The organism is Microbacterium sp. CFBP9034 (assembly GCF_034045255.1).
Classification (GTDB): Bacteria; Actinomycetota; Actinomycetes; order Actinomycetales; family Microbacteriaceae; genus Microbacterium.
Genome location: NZ_JAXCWC010000002.1, coordinates 651,871 through 668,110, shown reverse-complemented (window position 1 = coordinate 668,110; position 16,240 = coordinate 651,871). Strand labels below are relative to the sequence as shown.

Genomic DNA, 16,240 nt, shown 5'->3' with positions numbered 1-16,240 from the left:
TGTCAGCGGAGGAAGGCCGCCGGATCGAACTCGTCGATGGGGATCACGCGCACGCGCGGCAGCGGCGCGTCGAACACCTGGGCGTCGAACTCGAGGTCGAAGCGCTCGAGGCCGGCGATCGACGCGAACCCTGCGTTGCGGAACTCCGAGAACGCCAGCAGCCCGACCCGGCGCTCGCCGTCGATGAGCGCCGAGACATCGTCGAGGAAGTCGCCGTCGTGGCTGACGAGCATCACGTCGTCGGCGCGACCCAGGACCGCCCGCAGCGTGCGCTGGATGGCGATGTCGACGACCTTCTCGTCCGGTGCACCGGAGAGCGGGATGACCTGGTAGTCCATCGCCTTGAGCGCCTGGACGAAGGCCATCGGAATGCCCGTGCTCGCGTTCAGGAAGAACAGGCCGCCGGCGTGCTGATTCCATTTGCGGGCGGCGAAGGTGAGGAGCCGGTCCCACCGCGGCCGCTCGTCGGGCTGGGGTCGCCGGCCGAGGATCGAGCCGCCGAGCGTGGCGTCGATGTTCTCGCCGTCGACCAGCACCCAGGTCGTACGGCCGTCGTCGTCGCTCACGCGTCCTCCTCGCCGGACGCGCGAAGTGCCGCCCGCGATCGATCCTAGGCGCGGTCGGAGCCGCGTGTGCCAGGGCGCCGGTTAGCACTCCCCCGCGCTCGAGGCAATCCCCGGGCACACACCGCGCGGCGTGGCTAACGTCGAAGCGTTCCGACGATGGGAAAGACAATGGCCACGACCACCGCTAAGAAGCCGACCACCAAGGCGAACTCGGGCGAGAGCGCACCGCGCAACAAGCGGCGCACCGCGCGAGGAGGCGCCGGCGCCGAACTGACGAACGAGCAGAACGCAGAAGGCGGCTTCACGGCATCCGAGTCGCTCAGCGAGAACCTGCAGAAGGTGCTCGTGGACCTGATCGAGCTGTCGCTGCAGGGGAAGCAGGCGCACTGGAACGTGGTGGGCCGCAACTTCCGTGACACGCACCAGCAGCTCGACGAGATCATCGAGGCGGCGAGGGACTTCGGCGACACCGTGGCCGAGCGCATGCGCTCGCTGCACGCGCTGCCCGACGGGCGCAGCGACCAGGTGGCCCAGACCACGACGCTGCCCGAGTTCCCGCAGGGTGAGATCGCCACCACGGAGGTCGTCGACCTCATGACCGAGCGACTCGATGCCGTCGCCACGACCTGCCGCGACGTCCACGACGACGTCGACGAAGAAGACCCCACGAGTGCCGACATCCTCCACGCCATCCTTGAGCGTGTGGAGCAGCTCTCGTGGATGGTGAGCGCGGAGAACCGCACACCGAAGCGGTGATCCCAGGCGCCCGACGCTGCCCACCTCTCTCCGGGACGGTGGGCAGCGCCATGTCGGGCGGAGGTGCAGCGCATCGGTGAGGAATGGTTGCGCAATCACAATAGTGAGCGCTAACATCGCTTCCGAGCCGTCCCACCTCTCCGCCGCGATTGCGCGGCGACCCGAAGGAAGTGCAATGAAGCAGCCCCTCGTTCGACGTGCCCTGGCGGCACTCACCGCGATCGCTCTGGGAGCCACCGGCGCGATCGTGGGCGTATCGCCGGCAACGGCCGCCTCGCAGCTCGTTGCGCACTATCCGCTCGACGAGACGACCGGCACGGCGGCGATCGACGCCTCCGGCGCCGGGCGCAACGGCATCTACGTCGGCTCGCCGGGGCTGACCGGAGGAGAAGGCGTGCGCCTCGACGGCGCCGACGACCACGTGAAGCTGCCCGACAATCTGCTCGCCGGGCTCAACTCGATCACGGTGAGCGCCGAAGTGCTGGTCCGGTCCGCGCAGGGCACGCCGTACTTCATCTACGGCTTCGGCAACACCGACGGCGCCGGTGTGGGCAACGGCTACCTGTACTCGACGGGCAACGGGTACAAGACGTCGATCGCCAGCGGCAACTGGTCCACCGAACAGACCGCCAACAGTGGTGCGAACCTGGAGCGCGACGTCTGGAAGACGATCACCTACACCCTCGACGACGCCACGAACACGGCGCGGGTGTACCTCGACGGCGCCCAGGTCGGGCAGAACACCGGCGTCACGATCACCCCCGGCTCCATCGGCGGCGGCGTGACGACCGCGAACTATCTCGGGCGCTCGGTGTACGCCGCCGACAAGACGCTCGCCGGGAGCCTCCGCGACGTCCGCATCTATGACACCGCGCTCTCGGCGACCGAGGTCGCGGCGCTCACCCCGTCCGACGCGACCCGGCTGCAGCGCGATGCCGCGGCGCTGTCGCTCGGCGACCTGAGTGCCGTCACGGCGAACCTCGCGCTGCCCGCCAAGGGCGCCAACGGCTCGACGATCACGTGGGCCTCCAGCAACACCGGCGTCATCACGGCCGCCGGCGTGGTCACCCGCCCGGCCGCCGGCCAGCCCGCGGCCACCGTCACGCTCACCGCTACGCTCGCACGCGGCATGGCGTTCGGCCCGCGCACCTTCACCGCGACCGTCCTCCCGCTCCCCGGGGGCGACGCCCTCGCACAGGCCGACCTCGATGCTCTCGTGATCCCGAACGCGGACGACATCCGGGGCAACATCACACTTCCCGGCGAGGGCAGCGTCAACGGCAGCGACATCGCGTGGTCGGCCTCCCCCGCCGGAGTCATCACCACCTCCGCGCAGGGCGGCAAGGCCGCGGGTGTCGTCACACGAGGCACGACCGACACGGCAGTGACCCTCACCGCCTCGGTGCCGGGAACCGGCGCGACCCGCGCGATCCCGGTCACCGTCACCGCCATCGACGCCGACCTCGACACCGACTACACGGCCGGCTACCTCTGGACGCACTTCGCGACCGAGGGCGGCTACGAGAAGATCTTCTACGGCCACAGCGACGACGGCCTGCACTGGTCCAAGCTGAACGACAACGCACCGATTCTCGCGAACCTGGGTGGCGACCTCGGGGTGCGCGACCCGCACCTCGTGCGCGCGCCCGAAGGCGACAAGTACTGGATCATCGGCACCGATCTCCACGCCGAGGGCGGCGGAGCCGGCGGTTCGGGCTGGGACCAGCTCAACGCCAGCCAGAACCTCGTGGTGTGGGAGTCCACCGACCTCGTGAACTGGAGCGACCAGCGCATCGTGTTCGCCGGGTTCGACCAGGCCGGCTGCGTCTGGGCTCCGGAGGCGACCTACAACGAGGCCACCGGCGAGTACTACGTCTACTGGGCCGCCCGCGACCGCACCGACGACGGCACCCCCGACTGGGCGCTGCGGATGTACCTCACCAAGACGCGGGACTTCGTGAACTTCACCGAACCCGAGATCTGGACGTCGCTCAACGACAAGGGCGACGGAGCGACGGGGCCGAACATCATCGACTCCACCATCGCGAAGGAGGGCGACACCTACTACCGCTTCTCGACGTCGGACTGGCTCACGGTGGTCGACACCGCGACGAGCCTCGACGGACCGTGGACACGGGTGATCGACCGCGGTGAAGCGGCGGCACACGGCCTCCGCGCGTCGATGGAGGGGCTCACGGTGTACCAGCTGCCCGACGAGCGCTGGGCCGTGATGGGCGACCAGAGCGGCTACTACGGCCACACCGCCGACACGCTCGCGAGTCTCGACTTCGAACAGTTGAGCGTGGGCGCAGGCGCGAACCAGTACTCCTTCGACCAGCGGTTCCGGCACGGCTCCGTGCTGCGACTGTCGGCGGCCGAGGAGGAGCGCCTGCTCGAAGCGTATGGAGACACCCCCGTCGATCCCGAGGAGCCCGAGGAGCCACAGCAGGAGCCCATCGCCGAGTACACCTTCGACGACGGCACCCTCGCCGACTCGATCGGCACGGCCGACCTCACCGCGAGCGGCACGGCGGCGGTCGCGACCGACCCGGCGCAGGGCAAGGCGCTGCGGCTCGACGGCACCACGAACGGGTTCGCGTCGTTCCCGACCGGCTTCTTCGACGGACGCAGCACCATGACGCTGTCGATGGACGTGAAGTCGGAGCGGACGAGCGGCAACTTCTTCACCTTCGCCCTGGGCGCGGACACCAACAAGTACTACTTCCTCCGCGTGCGGGGAGGCGATGTGCGCAGCGCGATCACCCAGACGTCCTGGCAGAACGAGTCGGCCGTGACCGGGTCCGTGGAGAGCGGCCAGTGGCACCGCATCGACGTCGTCTTCGCCGGCACCACGATGACCGTCTACGCGGACGGCGTGAAGCTCGGTGAGAACACCGCGCTGGGCACCACGGTCGAGCAGCTCGGCACCGACCTCGCCGCGTACCTCGGCAAGTCGTTCTACTCCGGCGACGCGTACTTCCAGGGCTGGTTCGACAACGTCCGCGTCTACAACCGCGCGCTGTCGAACACCGAGGTGCTGGCGAACGCCGGGGTCACCGACCAGCTGCTCGACATCTCCCTCACACAGCCCGAGAAGCTCAAGCTCGCGCCCATCGTGAGCGGCTCCGCGCACACCGCGGTGCTGCCCGTCGTGAAGGGCACCGACGTCACCGCCCTCGCGCCCACGTTCTCGACGGTCCCCGGCGTCACGGCGTCGCCCGCCTCCGGCACCGTCGTGGATCTGTCCGAGCCGGTGACCTACACGCTGACCGCGTCCGGCGGCGAGACCGCGCAGTGGACGCTGAAGGCGACCGTGGTGAACAGCCCGGTGCTGCCCGGGCTGTACGCCGATCCCAATATCGCCGTGTTCGGCGACACGTACTACATCTACGCCACCAGTGACGGCTATGCCGGCTGGGGCGGCAAGGAGTTCTACGTCTGGAGCTCGAAGGACCTCGTCGACTGGGAGCGCTCGGAGGAGCCGTTCCTCACGCTCGACGGCGCGAACGGCGATGTGCCGTGGGCCACAGGCAACGCATGGGCGCCGACGATCATCGAACGCGATGGGAAGTACTACTTCTACTTCAGCGGCCACAACGCCGCGCTCAACCGCAAGACGATCGGCGTCGCGGTGAGCGACAGCCCGCTCGGCCCCTTCCTCGCGCAGCCGAACGCCATGATCCTCAACAACGAGGCCGTCACGTCGGGCCAGGCCATCGATCCGGCCGCGTTCCACGACCCGGTGTCGGGCAAGTGGTACCTCGGGTGGGGCAACGGGTCACCCGTCCTCGCCGAGCTGAACGACGACATGGTCTCGATCAAGGCGGGCACCTATCAGCGCATCACGGGGCTGACGGACTTCCGCGAGGGCGTGTTCTTCAATTACCGCAACGGCCTCTACCACCTCACCTACGCGATCGACGACACCGGGTCCGAGAACTACCGTGTCGGCTACGCCACGGCGACGAGCATGAACGGGCCGTGGACGTACCGCGGCGTGATCCTGCAGAAGGATCTGTCGCTGGGCATCAAGGGCCCCGGCCACAGCTCGATCATCAACGTCCCCGGCACCGACGACTGGTACATCGCCTACCACCGGTTCGCCATGCCCGGGGGCGACGGCAACCACCGCGAGACGACGATCGACAAGGTGGAGTTCGGCAGCGACGGCCTCATCAAGCCCATCACTCCGACGCTCGAGAGCGTCGCCCCGCAGACGATCGAGCTCCCCGAGACCGGACCTGAGATCCAGGTCGCCGTGAACTCCCGCTGCGTGGCGGGCAAGGTGGTGCTCGCGGTGCAGACGAGCAACCCCGACGACGAGACGGTCGCGCTGCAGATCAGGACACCGTTCGGCGCGAAGGCCGTCGCCGCCCTTGCGCCCGGCAAGTCGGTCTCGCACGCCTTCACCACCCGCCTCCCGAACATCGAGGCCGGCACGGTCACCGTCACCGCGACGGCGACCGGAGGCGCCGAGCCGTCGACGTCCGTGGTCGACGCCTCGTACGCGCTGCAGAGCTGCGGCTGAGGCTCGGACGACCGCGGGCCGGGTGTCTTGCACACCCGGCCCGCGGCCTACCCTGATCCTGGCCGCGCTGACGGGGTACTTCCCCGGTCCGGCGGTGCTGCCGGTGCTCTCTGCGCTTCCCGCGCTGCGGGAGTTTCAGCGGGCGCAGGGGCTGGTCGCCGCCGCCTGGCTGCAGGATCGGGTGGAGACCGGGCTGCTCTGAGGCGGGTGCAGTGTAGTGCGGCAGCCGGGCGACGGCTACCTCCTCCCTATCGCCGCGGCGCGCGTGGAGGGTGGGCACCCCACCCCCATCGACGAGGAGCATCCGATGTACTTCCACCTCCCCCACCTCATCAACCCCATCGAGGTCGACGAGCCCGATCCCGCCGCGGCCAATGCCCTCCAGGAGGGGCTCGGCGGCCAGTTCGGCGAGATGCGCACGATGATGCAGTACCTCTTCCAGAGCATGAATTTCCGGGGTCCGTCGGCCAAGCCGTTCCGCGACCTCCTGCAGGGGATCGGCACCGAGGAGATCGGGCACGTCGAACTCATCGGCACCACGATCTCACGACTGCTCGACGGGTCACCGCGCTACCAGGGCAAGGCGGACGATCCGGTCGACGAGCCCGGGGCGGGCGGCAGCACGCCGCTGGACATCGCACTGAGCACGAGCAACATCCACCACTACCTCGTGGGGGCTCAGGGTGCCCTGCCGGTCGATGCGGCCGGAAACCCGTGGAGCGGGAGCTACGTGTACAACTCGGGCAACCTGGTGCTCGACCTGCTCTACAACCTCATGCTGGAGTCGACCGGGCGCCTCCAGAAGTGCCGCATCTACGAGATGACCTCGAACAAGACCGCTCGGTCGACGATCTCGTACCTGATCGTGCGGGACCAGGCCCACGAGAACGCATACGCGAAGGCGCTCGAGTCGCTGGGCGTGAACTGGCGCACATCGCTCCCGATCCCCAAGACGAGCGCGGAGCAGTTTCCCGAGGTGCGGCGTCTGCTCGACCTCGGCCTGCAGAGCAAGCAGTACTCGTTCGACCTGGGGGGGCAGTCCGAGGCGGGCCGCATCTTCCAGGGCATGTCGCCCTCGAATGACGGCACGTTCCTCGATGCGACCGAGCAGGCGCCGGAGGGTGTGCCCATCGAGATCGCGCCGGAGCGTCCCGAGGAGTTCGCGCCCGGCGCCGACGCCGAACTGCGTGAGCTGATCGCGGCGACCGCGGAGATGGAGATGGCCGAGATGGAGCTCACCTTCGGCCGGCTCGCCTGAACAGCGCCGGTCCGATTCATTCCTCGTCGGCGCGTGCGGATCGCGCCGGCGAGGAGAGCGCGATGAGGAAGGCGATCGCGAACACCGCAGCGACCACCAGCAGCGCGATACGGAGGTCGACGAAGGTGGCTGCGACGCCTCCCGCGAGCGCGCCGAGCGCGGCCATCGTGCGATTCACCGAGCGCAGCGTGCCGTTCATCCGGCCGAGGAGCGCATCGGGTGTCACCGCCTGGCGGTAGCTCATCTCATTGGCGTTCTCGAGGCCGCCCGCGAAGCCCTGCAGGGCGAACGCGGCGAACAGCACGGCGATGGTCGCGGCATCCGTTCCCGACTGGTCCGGGGTGACGGCGATGAGCGCCCACGCGACCGGATAGAGCGCGCGGGCCGCGGTGATCGTCGCGCCCGCTCCGAACCGCGCGCCGCTCCGCAGGGCGAGCACTGCCCCGGCGAGGGTGGCCACGCCGCCGACCGCGAACAGCAGGCCGAAGGCGAAGGGCGAGAGCCCGAGGGTGCGCAGCACGAAGAGGGAGAGCAGCGTGAGGGCGGCGCCGTTCGCGACGAACCAGACGTGCGTCGACCAGGCCAAGGGCGCCAGCGTGCGATGCCGGTAGGTCCATCGGAGGCCTTCGGCGACCTCACGGCGCAGCGAGCGCCGCGCGCGGGCGGCATCGACGCGCTCCGTGATCCGGGCCCCGGCGATCAGCACGGCATCGACGACATAGGTGACCGCATCGACCGCGATCGCGAGCGGCGCGCCGACGAGCCCGACCAGACCGCCGCCGATCGCCGGGCCGGCGGTGTGGGCGACGGCCTCCGCCTGATCGAGGCGGGCGTTCGCGGCCAGCAGCGCCCTCCGATCGACGATCTGCGGCAGCAGGGACTGCGTGGCGGCGAAGCCGAAGACCGCGAACGAGCCGAACAGCAGCAGGAGCACGACGAGCACCCACAGGTGCAGCACGCCGGTGAACCACAGCACCGGGATGAGTCCGAGGCTGACCGCCCGCCCGATGCTCGCCCACACCAGCACGCGCCGGCGCCGCCACCGGTCGACGTACACGCCGGCGACGAGTCCCAGCACCGCGTAGGGCACGAACTGGGCGGCGGCGACGACACCGACCTCGAAGGGATCCGCGCCGAGCACGTCGACCACCAGCACCGGCATGGCGACAGCGGTGAGCGCGGTGCCGAACGCCCCGACGGCCACAGCCGCGAAGTACCGCACGAACGCGGGTCGCCCGAAGAGGCCGTCGTCGCTCGCGCCCATCCGTGCTCCCTCCGTCGGGGGTGGTGCTTCCACCCTTGCAGACGACGGATGCCGCGCCCTCACGACCGCTCACGCGATGGTTCCGCGGGCGACCTCCCCGGCCGCTACGGTGATCGGATGGACTCGACCGACCGCGCCCTGGTGACCGATCTGCAGCGACTCGTCCGACGGCTGAATGAGATGCCCGACACACGGGAGCCGCAGGAGACCCGGCTGGGAGCGCTCGTGCGCGAGCACCTCGGCGTCGACGCCCACGCGGTGCCGGTCACCAGCGAGCGGATCAGCCCGCACCGGCTGGCCGACGCGGACATCGCACTCGCCACGGTCGCGTCCGACGACCCCGAGGCCCGGCTGGTCGGCGTCGCGGGCGGGATGGAGCGCCATCACGAGGACACGCAGAATCTCCTCGCCCACCGGTACACGACGTTCGCCCCCGGACCGGTCGAGTACGTGACCACGCCGACGGGGCCGCACTCCACCCGGCAGACCGTGGCGTTCGGACTGCACCTGTTCCGGTTCGACGGCGCACCGGTGGCGGTCCTGGTGCGCAACGCCTCGCCGATGCACGGCCGTGACGCGGTGACCGTCGACGTCCTCGCGGCCGAGGGCGACGTGTCGTCGCGGCTGATCGCTCGCCTGCACGAGGCGATGAACGAGTTCAGCGTGATCCGCGGCAACGTCGTCAGCTTCACCTCGGACGAGTACGGTCAGGGCCTGGGCGGCCTCACGTTCCTGCGCCGCCCGAGCATCGGGGCCGACGACATCGTGCTGCCGCGCGGCGTACTGGACGGCGTCCGCGGTCACATCATCGGCATCAGCGAGAAGGCGGAGGCCCTGCGAGCCTACGGACAGCACCTGAAGCGCGGGGTGCTGCTCTACGGTCCGCCCGGAACGGGGAAGACGCTGACGGTGGAGCATCTGCTCTCCGCCACGCCCGGCCGCACCGCGATCCTCCTGCAGGGCGGAAGTCTTCGTCACGTGGCCGAGGCGGCGCGCCTCGCGCGGGCGATGACGCCGGCGCTGCTCGTGTTCGAGGATGTCGATCTCGTCGCGATGGAGCGCGGCATGTTCGGCGGGCCGCAGCCCTTGCTGTTCGAGATCCTCGACGCGCTCGACGGGGTGGGCGGCGACGCCGACATCGCGTTCCTCCTCACGACGAACCGCGCCGACCTGCTGGAGCCCGCGCTCGCACAGCGCCCCGGCCGTGTCGATCTCGCGGTGGAGATCCCCCTTCCGGATGCCGCGGCCCGCCGCACGCTGCTCGCGCTCTACGCCGCCGGCACCCCGCTCAGCCCCGCTGCGCTCGACACGGCCGCCGACCGCTCCGAGGGGGTGACCGCGTCGTTCGCGAAGGAGCTCATCCGCCGGGCTGCTCTGCGCGCCGCCCTGGCCGACACCCCCCTGTCGGACGAGCACCTCGACGCCGCACTCGATGAGATGCTCGACGCGGCGAGTGCCATGGCCCGGTCATTCGCCGGTGCGGTCGGAGAGGATCACGCTGGTCCGCAGTCGTTCGGCCACTTCGGCTCGCTGCACGGCTAGCCCGACTGATTCTCATCCTGTTCGGATGACGGGCGGCCACCGCGGACCCCGCTAGAGTCGCGGCATGGCATCAGGCAAGCAGCAGCAGGCGGACCACTACGAGAGCACTCCCGGACACGGCGGCGTGATGAGCGGCAACGGGAGCCCCGGCCTCTGGGGGGCCCTGATCGGTCTCATCGTCTTCGCCTTCGTCGCGGTGCCGATCACGACGGCGGTGTCGTTCGCGACGCACCCCGCGTCGCAGCAGCTCTTCGGCGGCCGCCTCGAAGAGGCCTCGCTCGCCGGCTACACGACCTTCTGGTGGCTGGTCGCCGCTCTGCTGCTCGCCATCCCGTTCCTCGTCGGGTTCGGCGTCGCGAAGCTCTCGGGCAAGACGCTCGGCATCATCACCGCGATCCTCGCCGTCTTCTTCATCGCGATCCTGATCTTCGGACAGCTCTACCTGGTCTGACCGAGTCGTCGATCAGCGATTGCGGAGCTGAGACGAGTCGACCCAGACGAGCCGACCGGCGTACCAGACCTTGTACCAGATGCGGTTGGCGTCGAAGACCTCGAGCGCGGCTCCCGCCGGGATGGAACCCAGCATGGGGCCACCCGGGGAGGAGCGCATCGGGGCGCTCGTCTTCGTGGCCATCTGCATCACCGGGTAGACCTTGGCCGCGCCGAACGTGCCGAAGAAGTGCGAGTACACGGTGCGAGCGATCGCCGGGAGCGCGGCCTTGTCGGGTCCGTCGGTGCCGATGATCGAGATCGCGAAACTCGTCTGGGCTCCGTGCACCACCGCGGTGTCGGCCTGCAGGAGCCCGGACGCGATCCAGAGCGCTCCGGGCTTGCTCTCCTGGACGATTCCCGGCGGAAGCCCCGAGGGGATCCGCGAACGGAAGATCTGCGTGCGCATGTAGCCCAGCAGGACGTCCGCGTACCTCTTCTGCAGCAGCTCGCCGCGCTCCAGCTTCACCATGAACATCGTCAGATCGTTGGTGGTCGTGCGATTGCCGCCGTAGAGCACACTCGTGCCGGCGGGCACGTAGCCGTACGAGCTCGATGTGAACCCGGCCGCCCGGATCATGTTGTTGAGGTTGCCGAGCCCGATCCAGTGGGCGATGTCGGTGTGGCAGAAGTTGTCCGACGCGTGGATCATCACGCGCAGGCAGTCGCGCAGCGTGGTGTGCAGCGGTTTCGTGTCGAACGAGGCCTGCCCGTCCTGGATGCGCTTGAGGGCGGCATACGCGGCGAAGAGCTTCATCATGCTGGCGGGCTCGAGTCTCGTCCCTCCGATGACCGACACGGTCTGCCCCACGCGGCCCATCTCCCGCACCGAGACGGCATACGTGCCCGGATACCGCGCCGCCACGGCGTCGATGGCGAGATGCAGGCTGACGTCCAAGCGGTGCTTCTCGGTGGAGCACGGCGTGTTCGCCACGGCAGCGGCACGCAGCCAGTTGGTCTTCCCGACGCCCACGACCCGCGCTCCGACCTTCTTGATGTGGTCGGAGGCCACCGTGAGCATGCACTGATAGGGGGTGTACACCAGCGGCTGCCGGGTGGCGCCGGCCATGGCGGCCGCGGTGGCCGCATCCCACACGATCGCCGGATTGGCCGCATACACGCGTGAGACCGGCGCCGGCACCTTCTTCACGAGGGCCAGTGAGCGGGCGAAGTCGTCCGCTCCATCGACCCGGGTCACGGCGAAGCCCGCTGCCGTGAGCGAGGCCTGGTAGGCGGAGCTGATCGCGGACCCGCCGCCGACGATCACGAGCTTCGTCACCGTGAGCGCCCGCAGGGCCTCGACCGTCGCGGCATCGACGGCGCCGCGCGCGTTCTCCAGCGAGAGGGCCGACCCGCCCGTCGCCGCGGCGGCCGCGGATGCCGCCGCCAGGTCGAGCAGACTCGAACCGGTCACGAACACGCGATCGGTGGGCGCGCTCTGCCGCAGCGCGAGCAGCGAGCCCTGATAGCGCGATGTCAGCAGCACGCGCTCCACCGGGGCGATCGATTTGAGCGCCGACACCAGGCTGCCGTCGACGTCTGCGTCGCTGCCCACGAGCACGACCTTCGCGGGGGCGAGGCGCCCGAGTTCGGCGCGGACGGCCGACGAGATCGACCCCGTCGCCGAGTAGAGCAGCGGCGCGTTCCTCGCGGAGGCCATCGTCGCGGCGATCACGGGACCGACCGATGCCGCGCCGTTCGCGATCAGGACGGTGCCTGCTCCGGACGGGAAGGTCGCCCGGGAGGCGAGGATGGCGCGCGCGTAGCGATCGTTTCCGCCGATGCGCCCCGGGGCGGGAAGGACCGCGACCGGCGCTTCGGCGATTCTGCCCGCGCCTTCGTCCACCGACTCCTCTTCGTCGCGCTCAGGTCGCGTCGTGGGCGTCGGGGTGGGAGTCGGGACGGGCGTGGTCGTCGGGGTGGGCGTCGGCTCCGGCGTGGGCGTGGGCGTAGGCGTCGGCGTCGGGCTCGGCGAGCCGGTGGGCTGGGGGGTCGGCTCGGCCTCCGTCGAGGGATCCGTCTCCGTATCCTGAGCGATCGAGATCGGAGTGCGCACCGGCACGACCGCGACGGCGGCCTCGGTGCCGAACAGCGCCGTGATCGCAACCGCGGCGATCACTGCCACAGCCCGTTGTCGATTCGTCGTCATAGTCACATTGTCTTCCGCTGTGCCAGAGCCTACGAGCCGACCCCGGCGCGCCGACAGAAGATGAGAGCTTCATCATCCGGTGCGGCACCCGCGCCGCCCATCAGGTCCCCGCGGCGCTGACGGGAACGTCCGCGGTGACGCGGTCCGCCCGGGTGTACACGTTCATCGACTCGCCGCGCAGGAACCCGACAAGCGTGAGGCCCGATTCCGCGGCGAGCTCCACGGCGAGCGACGACGGCGCCGACACCGCCGCGAGGATCGGGATGCCGGCCATCACTGCTTTCTGCGCGAGTTCGAAGCTCGCGCGTCCGGAGACCTGGAGCACGGTGCCGCGCAGCGGCAGTCGATCGGCGAGGACCCCCCAGCCGATCACCTTGTCGACCGCGTTGTGCCGGCCGACGTCCTCGCGGACGACGAGCAGCTCCCCCGTCTCGGCGTCGAAGAGCGCGGCGGCGTGAAGGCCGCCGGTCTTGTCGAAGACGGTCTGCCCGGCGCGGAGCGCGTCCGGGAATCCCAGGAGGCGAGCCGCGGCGACGGTCGCGGCATCCGCCCCCACGTCGTAGCGCGAGACGGCGGCGATCGAGTCGATCGAGGCCTTGCCGCAGACGCCGCACGAGCTCGTCATGTAGAAGTTGCGGGTGATGTCGGTGCTCGGCGGCTCGACGCCGGGTGCGAGCGCGATGTCGAGCACGTTGTAGGTGTTCTCCGGCGCCCTCCCGGTCCCCGCGATCGGCGGGGCGCCGGTGCCCGGACCGCCGCAGTGGATCGCCGAGCGGAAGTCGGCGGCCGCCGCGATGACGCCCTCCGAGACGAGGAAGCCCGCGGCCAGTTCGATGTCGTGCCCGGGGGTGCGCATCGTGACCGTGAGCGGCGACCCGGCGACCCGGATCTCGAGCGGCTCCTCGACCACCAGCGCGTCGCTGCGCCGGCGCTCACCGATGCCGTCCGGCCCGACCGTGATCTTCACGACCGGTCGGTTCACCGTCAGCCGGCCCACCTCAGCCGCCGATGGCGTTCATGCCGCGCGCGGGCTGCAGGAAAGACGGGTCGTTGATCGCGTGGCCCGGCAGCTTGCCGTGCACGCAGGAGCGCAGCATCCGGTCGATCGCCTCGTCCTGCGCCGGGGCCGCCTGTGCGGCCCGCAGGATCGGCAGGAGATCGTACTCGGTGCTCGAGAACAGGCAGTTGCGCAGCTGGCCGTCGGCGGTGAGCCGCAGCCGGTCGCAGTCGCCGCAGAACGGCGCGGTGACCGACGCGATGACGCCCACCGTGTGAGGGCCCCCGTCGAGCAGCCACCGCGCTGCCGGCGCACCGCCCCGGCCGGGAACCGGCTCGAGCGACCACCGCGAGGACAGCGTCTGCAGGATCTCGTCCTGCGTCACCATGCGCGAGCGATCCCACGTGTGGCCGGCGTCGAGCGGCATCTGCTCGATGAACCGCATCTGGGCGCCGTGCGCGATGGCGAAGTCGACGAGGTCGATGAGCTCGTCGTCGTTGACGTCGCGCATGGCCACCGCGTTGAGCTTCAGGGGGCGGAGACCGGATGCCGCGGCCGCCGCGATCCCGTCCAGCACGTCATCGAGCCGATCGCGGCGGGTGAGCTCGCGGAAGCGGTCGCGCCGGATGGTGTCGATCGAGATGTTCAGGCGGCGCAGGCCCGCGTCGACGAGTGCGGGCAGGAGCTCTCGCAGCCGGATGCCGTTGGTCGTCATGGCGATGTCGACGGGGCGACCGTCGGGTCCGGTGAGGGCGGCGAGGCGACGGACGACGTCGACGATGTCGGTGCGCAGCAGCGGTTCGCCGCCGGTCAGACGGAAGGTCGTGATGCCGTCGGCCGCGGCGATGCGCGCGATCCCGACGATCTCGTCCAGGGTGAGGATGCTCGTCTTGGCGAGCCACTCGTTCCCCTGCTCGGGCATGCAGTACGTGCAGCGCAGCGAGCAGCGGTCGGTGAGGGAGATCCGGAGGTCGCGGTGCACCCGCCCGTGGGTGTCGACGAGCGCATCACCCGGGCGCCCGGCGACGTCCGTGGCGCCCCCGACGGCGGGCCCCGGCATCCGGGACGCGATCGTGACGGGGATCGCGGTCACCCGCGCGTCTCCCGCCGCCGAACGTTCCTAGCCATGTTCCGAGGGTAGTCGCGCGCCGCCCATCGAGGGCGATCCGTGTGGTCTGACCACATGCTACTGTGGTCAGACCACACAGGTCGGCCTGAGTGATCGGAGAATGCACCGTGGATCTGCTGGACCCCCTGCTGCTCGCCCGTTGGCAGTTCGGCCTCACGACGCTGTACCACTTCCTCTTCGTCCCCCTGACGCTCGGCATGGCGTTGACGGTCGCGATCTTCCAGTCCGCCTGGTTCCGCACCGGCGATGTCAAGTGGCTGCACCTCACCCGGTTCTTCGGGAAGATCTTCCTCATCAACTTCGCGATGGGCGTGGTCACCGGCATCGTGCAGGAGTTCCAGTTCGGCATGAACTGGTCCTCGTACTCGCGGTTCGTCGGCGATGTCTTCGGCGCCCCCCTCGCCTTCGAGGGATTGATGGCGTTCTTCTTCGAGGCGACGTTCATCGGCCTGTGGATCTTCGGCTGGGACAAGCTCCCCAAGGCGCTGCACCTCGCGAGCATCTGGATCGCCACGATCGGCGCGTGGTTCTCGGCGTACTTCATCCTCGCGGCCAACGCCTTCATGCAGAACCCCGTCGGGTTCCGGATGGCGGAGGACGGCTCTCGCGCTGAGATGACCGACTTCCTGGCGGTGCTCAGCAACCCTGTCGCCCTCGCCGCTCTACCGCACACGCTGTTCGCGGCATTCATGATGACCGCCGGGGTCATCATCTCGATCGCCGCGTGGCAGCTCGCCCGCCACCGCAACGTGGAGATGATGCGACCGGCGCTCCGCTACGGGCTCTGGGGCATGATCGTCGCCTTCGCCGGGGTCGCGCTCTCGGGCGACCAGCTCAGCCTCGTGATGGTGTCGACGCAGCCGATGAAGATGGCGGCGGCCGAGGCGATCTTCGACAGCGCCTGCGGGGCGGACGCCTCGTTCTCGATCTTCACGCTCGGCACGCCGGACGGCTCGACCGAGCTCTTCTCGATCCGCGTGCCCTACCTGCTCGCGCTGCTGTCGACCCACTCGCTCGACGGCTGCGTCGAAGGGATAAACGACCTGAACGCCCAGTACACGACCGAGCTGTTCCCGCAGTTCGCCGATCAGGTCGACGGCAGCTTCGCCCCCGTCCTGTGGGTCACCTACTGGGCGTTCCGCTGGATGATCGGCCTGGGCGGCATCGCCGCGCTGACCGCCGTCGTGGGCCTCTGGCTCACTCGCCGGAAGGCGAAGCGCGACGTCCCGGCGTGGGCGTGGAAGCTCGCCGTCTGGGCGTGGCCGGCGTCGCTGTTCGCGATCCTCGTCGGGTGGGTCTTCACCGAGATGGGCCGGCAGCCCTGGATCGTGTTCGGCCTGATGCTGACCGAGGACGGCGTCTCTCCGAGCGTGCCCGGATGGACGGTGCTCATCTCGCTCGTGGCGTTCACGCTGATCTACGCGGCACTGGCGGTCGTGGAGGTGGGGCTGATCGTGAAGACCGCGCAGAAGGGCCCCGACCCGCTGCCGGGACCCGACGACCCCGACCCGCGGGAGCGCGCGGTCCAAGACACCCCGACGACGGTCTACTAGGAGCGCGGC

General features: G+C 69.9%; 12 protein-coding genes. 7 read left to right on the top strand and 5 right to left on the bottom strand.

The features are described 5' to 3' along the window. Positions 1-2: 2 nt before the first annotated feature. The gene (locus tag SOM19_RS14310; RefSeq protein ID WP_320487271.1) at positions 3-566 is read right to left on the bottom strand and encodes an NYN domain-containing protein; all 564 of its coding nucleotides are present in this window, start codon (positions 564-566) and stop codon (positions 3-5) included. A gap of 168 nt (positions 567-734) precedes the next feature. Here SOM19_RS14310 and SOM19_RS14305 point away from each other — a divergent pair, with 168 nt between their 5' ends. The 4 genes from SOM19_RS14305 (at position 735) to SOM19_RS14290 (ending at position 7,108) form a co-directional block, all read left to right on the top strand. After that, entirely contained in the window at positions 735-1,322 is a 588-nt protein-coding gene (locus tag SOM19_RS14305; protein ID WP_320487270.1) for a Dps family protein, read from the top strand. Between the two features lie 175 nt (positions 1,323-1,497). Next, complete coding sequence (locus SOM19_RS14300; RefSeq protein WP_320487269.1) at positions 1,498-5,850, top strand: family 43 glycosylhydrolase; 4,353 nt, start codon at positions 1,498-1,500, stop codon at positions 5,848-5,850. A 22-nt stretch (positions 5,851-5,872) separates the two neighbouring features. After that, entirely contained in the window at positions 5,873-6,052 is a 180-nt protein-coding gene (locus SOM19_RS14295) for a hypothetical protein (RefSeq protein ID WP_320487268.1), read from the top strand. A 105-nt stretch (positions 6,053-6,157) separates the two neighbouring features. Next, positions 6,158-7,108, top strand: coding sequence for a manganese catalase family protein (locus SOM19_RS14290; RefSeq protein ID WP_320487744.1), 951 nt, complete (start codon positions 6,158-6,160; stop codon positions 7,106-7,108). Between the two features lie 16 nt (positions 7,109-7,124). Here the strand turns inward: SOM19_RS14290 and SOM19_RS14285 are convergent, their stop codons facing one another. Then, positions 7,125-8,372: an MFS transporter gene (locus SOM19_RS14285; protein ID WP_320487267.1), complete on the bottom strand. Its 1,248-nt coding sequence runs from the start codon at positions 8,370-8,372 to the stop codon at positions 7,125-7,127. Positions 8,373-8,489: 117 nt separating this feature from the next. On the opposite strand from SOM19_RS14285, the gene SOM19_RS14280 reads away from it, so the two are divergent. Both SOM19_RS14280 and SOM19_RS14275 read left to right on the top strand, forming a co-directional pair. Continuing rightward, positions 8,490-9,914, top strand: coding sequence for an ATP-binding protein (locus tag SOM19_RS14280; protein ID WP_320487266.1), 1,425 nt, complete (start codon positions 8,490-8,492; stop codon positions 9,912-9,914). Positions 9,915-9,978: 64 nt separating this feature from the next. Beyond that, on the top strand, positions 9,979-10,365 hold the full coding sequence (locus SOM19_RS14275; protein WP_320487265.1) for a hypothetical protein: 387 nt from the start codon (positions 9,979-9,981) through the stop codon (positions 10,363-10,365). A gap of 12 nt (positions 10,366-10,377) precedes the next feature. Here SOM19_RS14275 and SOM19_RS14270 read toward each other — a convergent pair whose 3' ends face one another. From SOM19_RS14270 to moaA, 3 genes are all read right to left on the bottom strand, one after another. Next, on the bottom strand, positions 10,378-12,552 hold the full coding sequence (locus SOM19_RS14270; protein WP_320487264.1) for a serine hydrolase: 2,175 nt from the start codon (positions 12,550-12,552) through the stop codon (positions 10,378-10,380). Positions 12,553-12,652: 100 nt separating this feature from the next. Next, complete coding sequence (gene fdhD / locus SOM19_RS14265) at positions 12,653-13,549, bottom strand: formate dehydrogenase accessory sulfurtransferase FdhD (RefSeq protein ID WP_320487263.1); 897 nt, start codon at positions 13,547-13,549, stop codon at positions 12,653-12,655. Between the two features lies 1 nt (position 13,550). Further along, positions 13,551-14,609 carry a GTP 3',8-cyclase MoaA gene (gene moaA / locus SOM19_RS14260; RefSeq protein WP_320487743.1) on the bottom strand — a complete coding sequence of 353 codons (1,059 nt, stop codon included), beginning with the start codon at positions 14,607-14,609 and terminating at the stop codon, positions 13,551-13,553. 176 nt (positions 14,610-14,785) lie between these two features. On the opposite strand from moaA, the gene SOM19_RS14255 reads away from it, so the two are divergent. Next, the gene (locus SOM19_RS14255; protein WP_320487262.1) at positions 14,786-16,231 is read left to right on the top strand and encodes a cytochrome ubiquinol oxidase subunit I; all 1,446 of its coding nucleotides are present in this window, start codon (positions 14,786-14,788) and stop codon (positions 16,229-16,231) included. The last annotated feature ends 9 nt before the right edge of the window (positions 16,232-16,240 follow it).

Bases quoted from the DNA above. Each gene is read 5' to 3' on its own strand.
- SOM19_RS14270 (WP_320487264.1), bottom strand. From the start codon at position 12,552: ATGACGACGAATCGACAACGGGCTGTGGCAGTGATCGCCGCGGTTGCG.
- moaA (WP_320487743.1), bottom strand. From the start codon at position 14,609: ATGCCGGGGCCCGCCGTCGGGGGCGCCACGGACGTCGCCGGGCGCCCG.
- SOM19_RS14300 (WP_320487269.1), top strand. From the start codon at position 1,498: ATGAAGCAGCCCCTCGTTCGACGTGCCCTGGCGGCACTCACCGCGATC.
- SOM19_RS14275 (WP_320487265.1), top strand. From the start codon at position 9,979: ATGGCATCAGGCAAGCAGCAGCAGGCGGACCACTACGAGAGCACTCCC.
- SOM19_RS14305 (WP_320487270.1), top strand. From the start codon at position 735: ATGGCCACGACCACCGCTAAGAAGCCGACCACCAAGGCGAACTCGGGC.
- SOM19_RS14285 (WP_320487267.1), bottom strand. From the start codon at position 8,372: ATGGGCGCGAGCGACGACGGCCTCTTCGGGCGACCCGCGTTCGTGCGG.
- SOM19_RS14290 (WP_320487744.1), top strand. From the start codon at position 6,158: ATGTACTTCCACCTCCCCCACCTCATCAACCCCATCGAGGTCGACGAG.
- SOM19_RS14280 (WP_320487266.1), top strand. From the start codon at position 8,490: ATGGACTCGACCGACCGCGCCCTGGTGACCGATCTGCAGCGACTCGTC.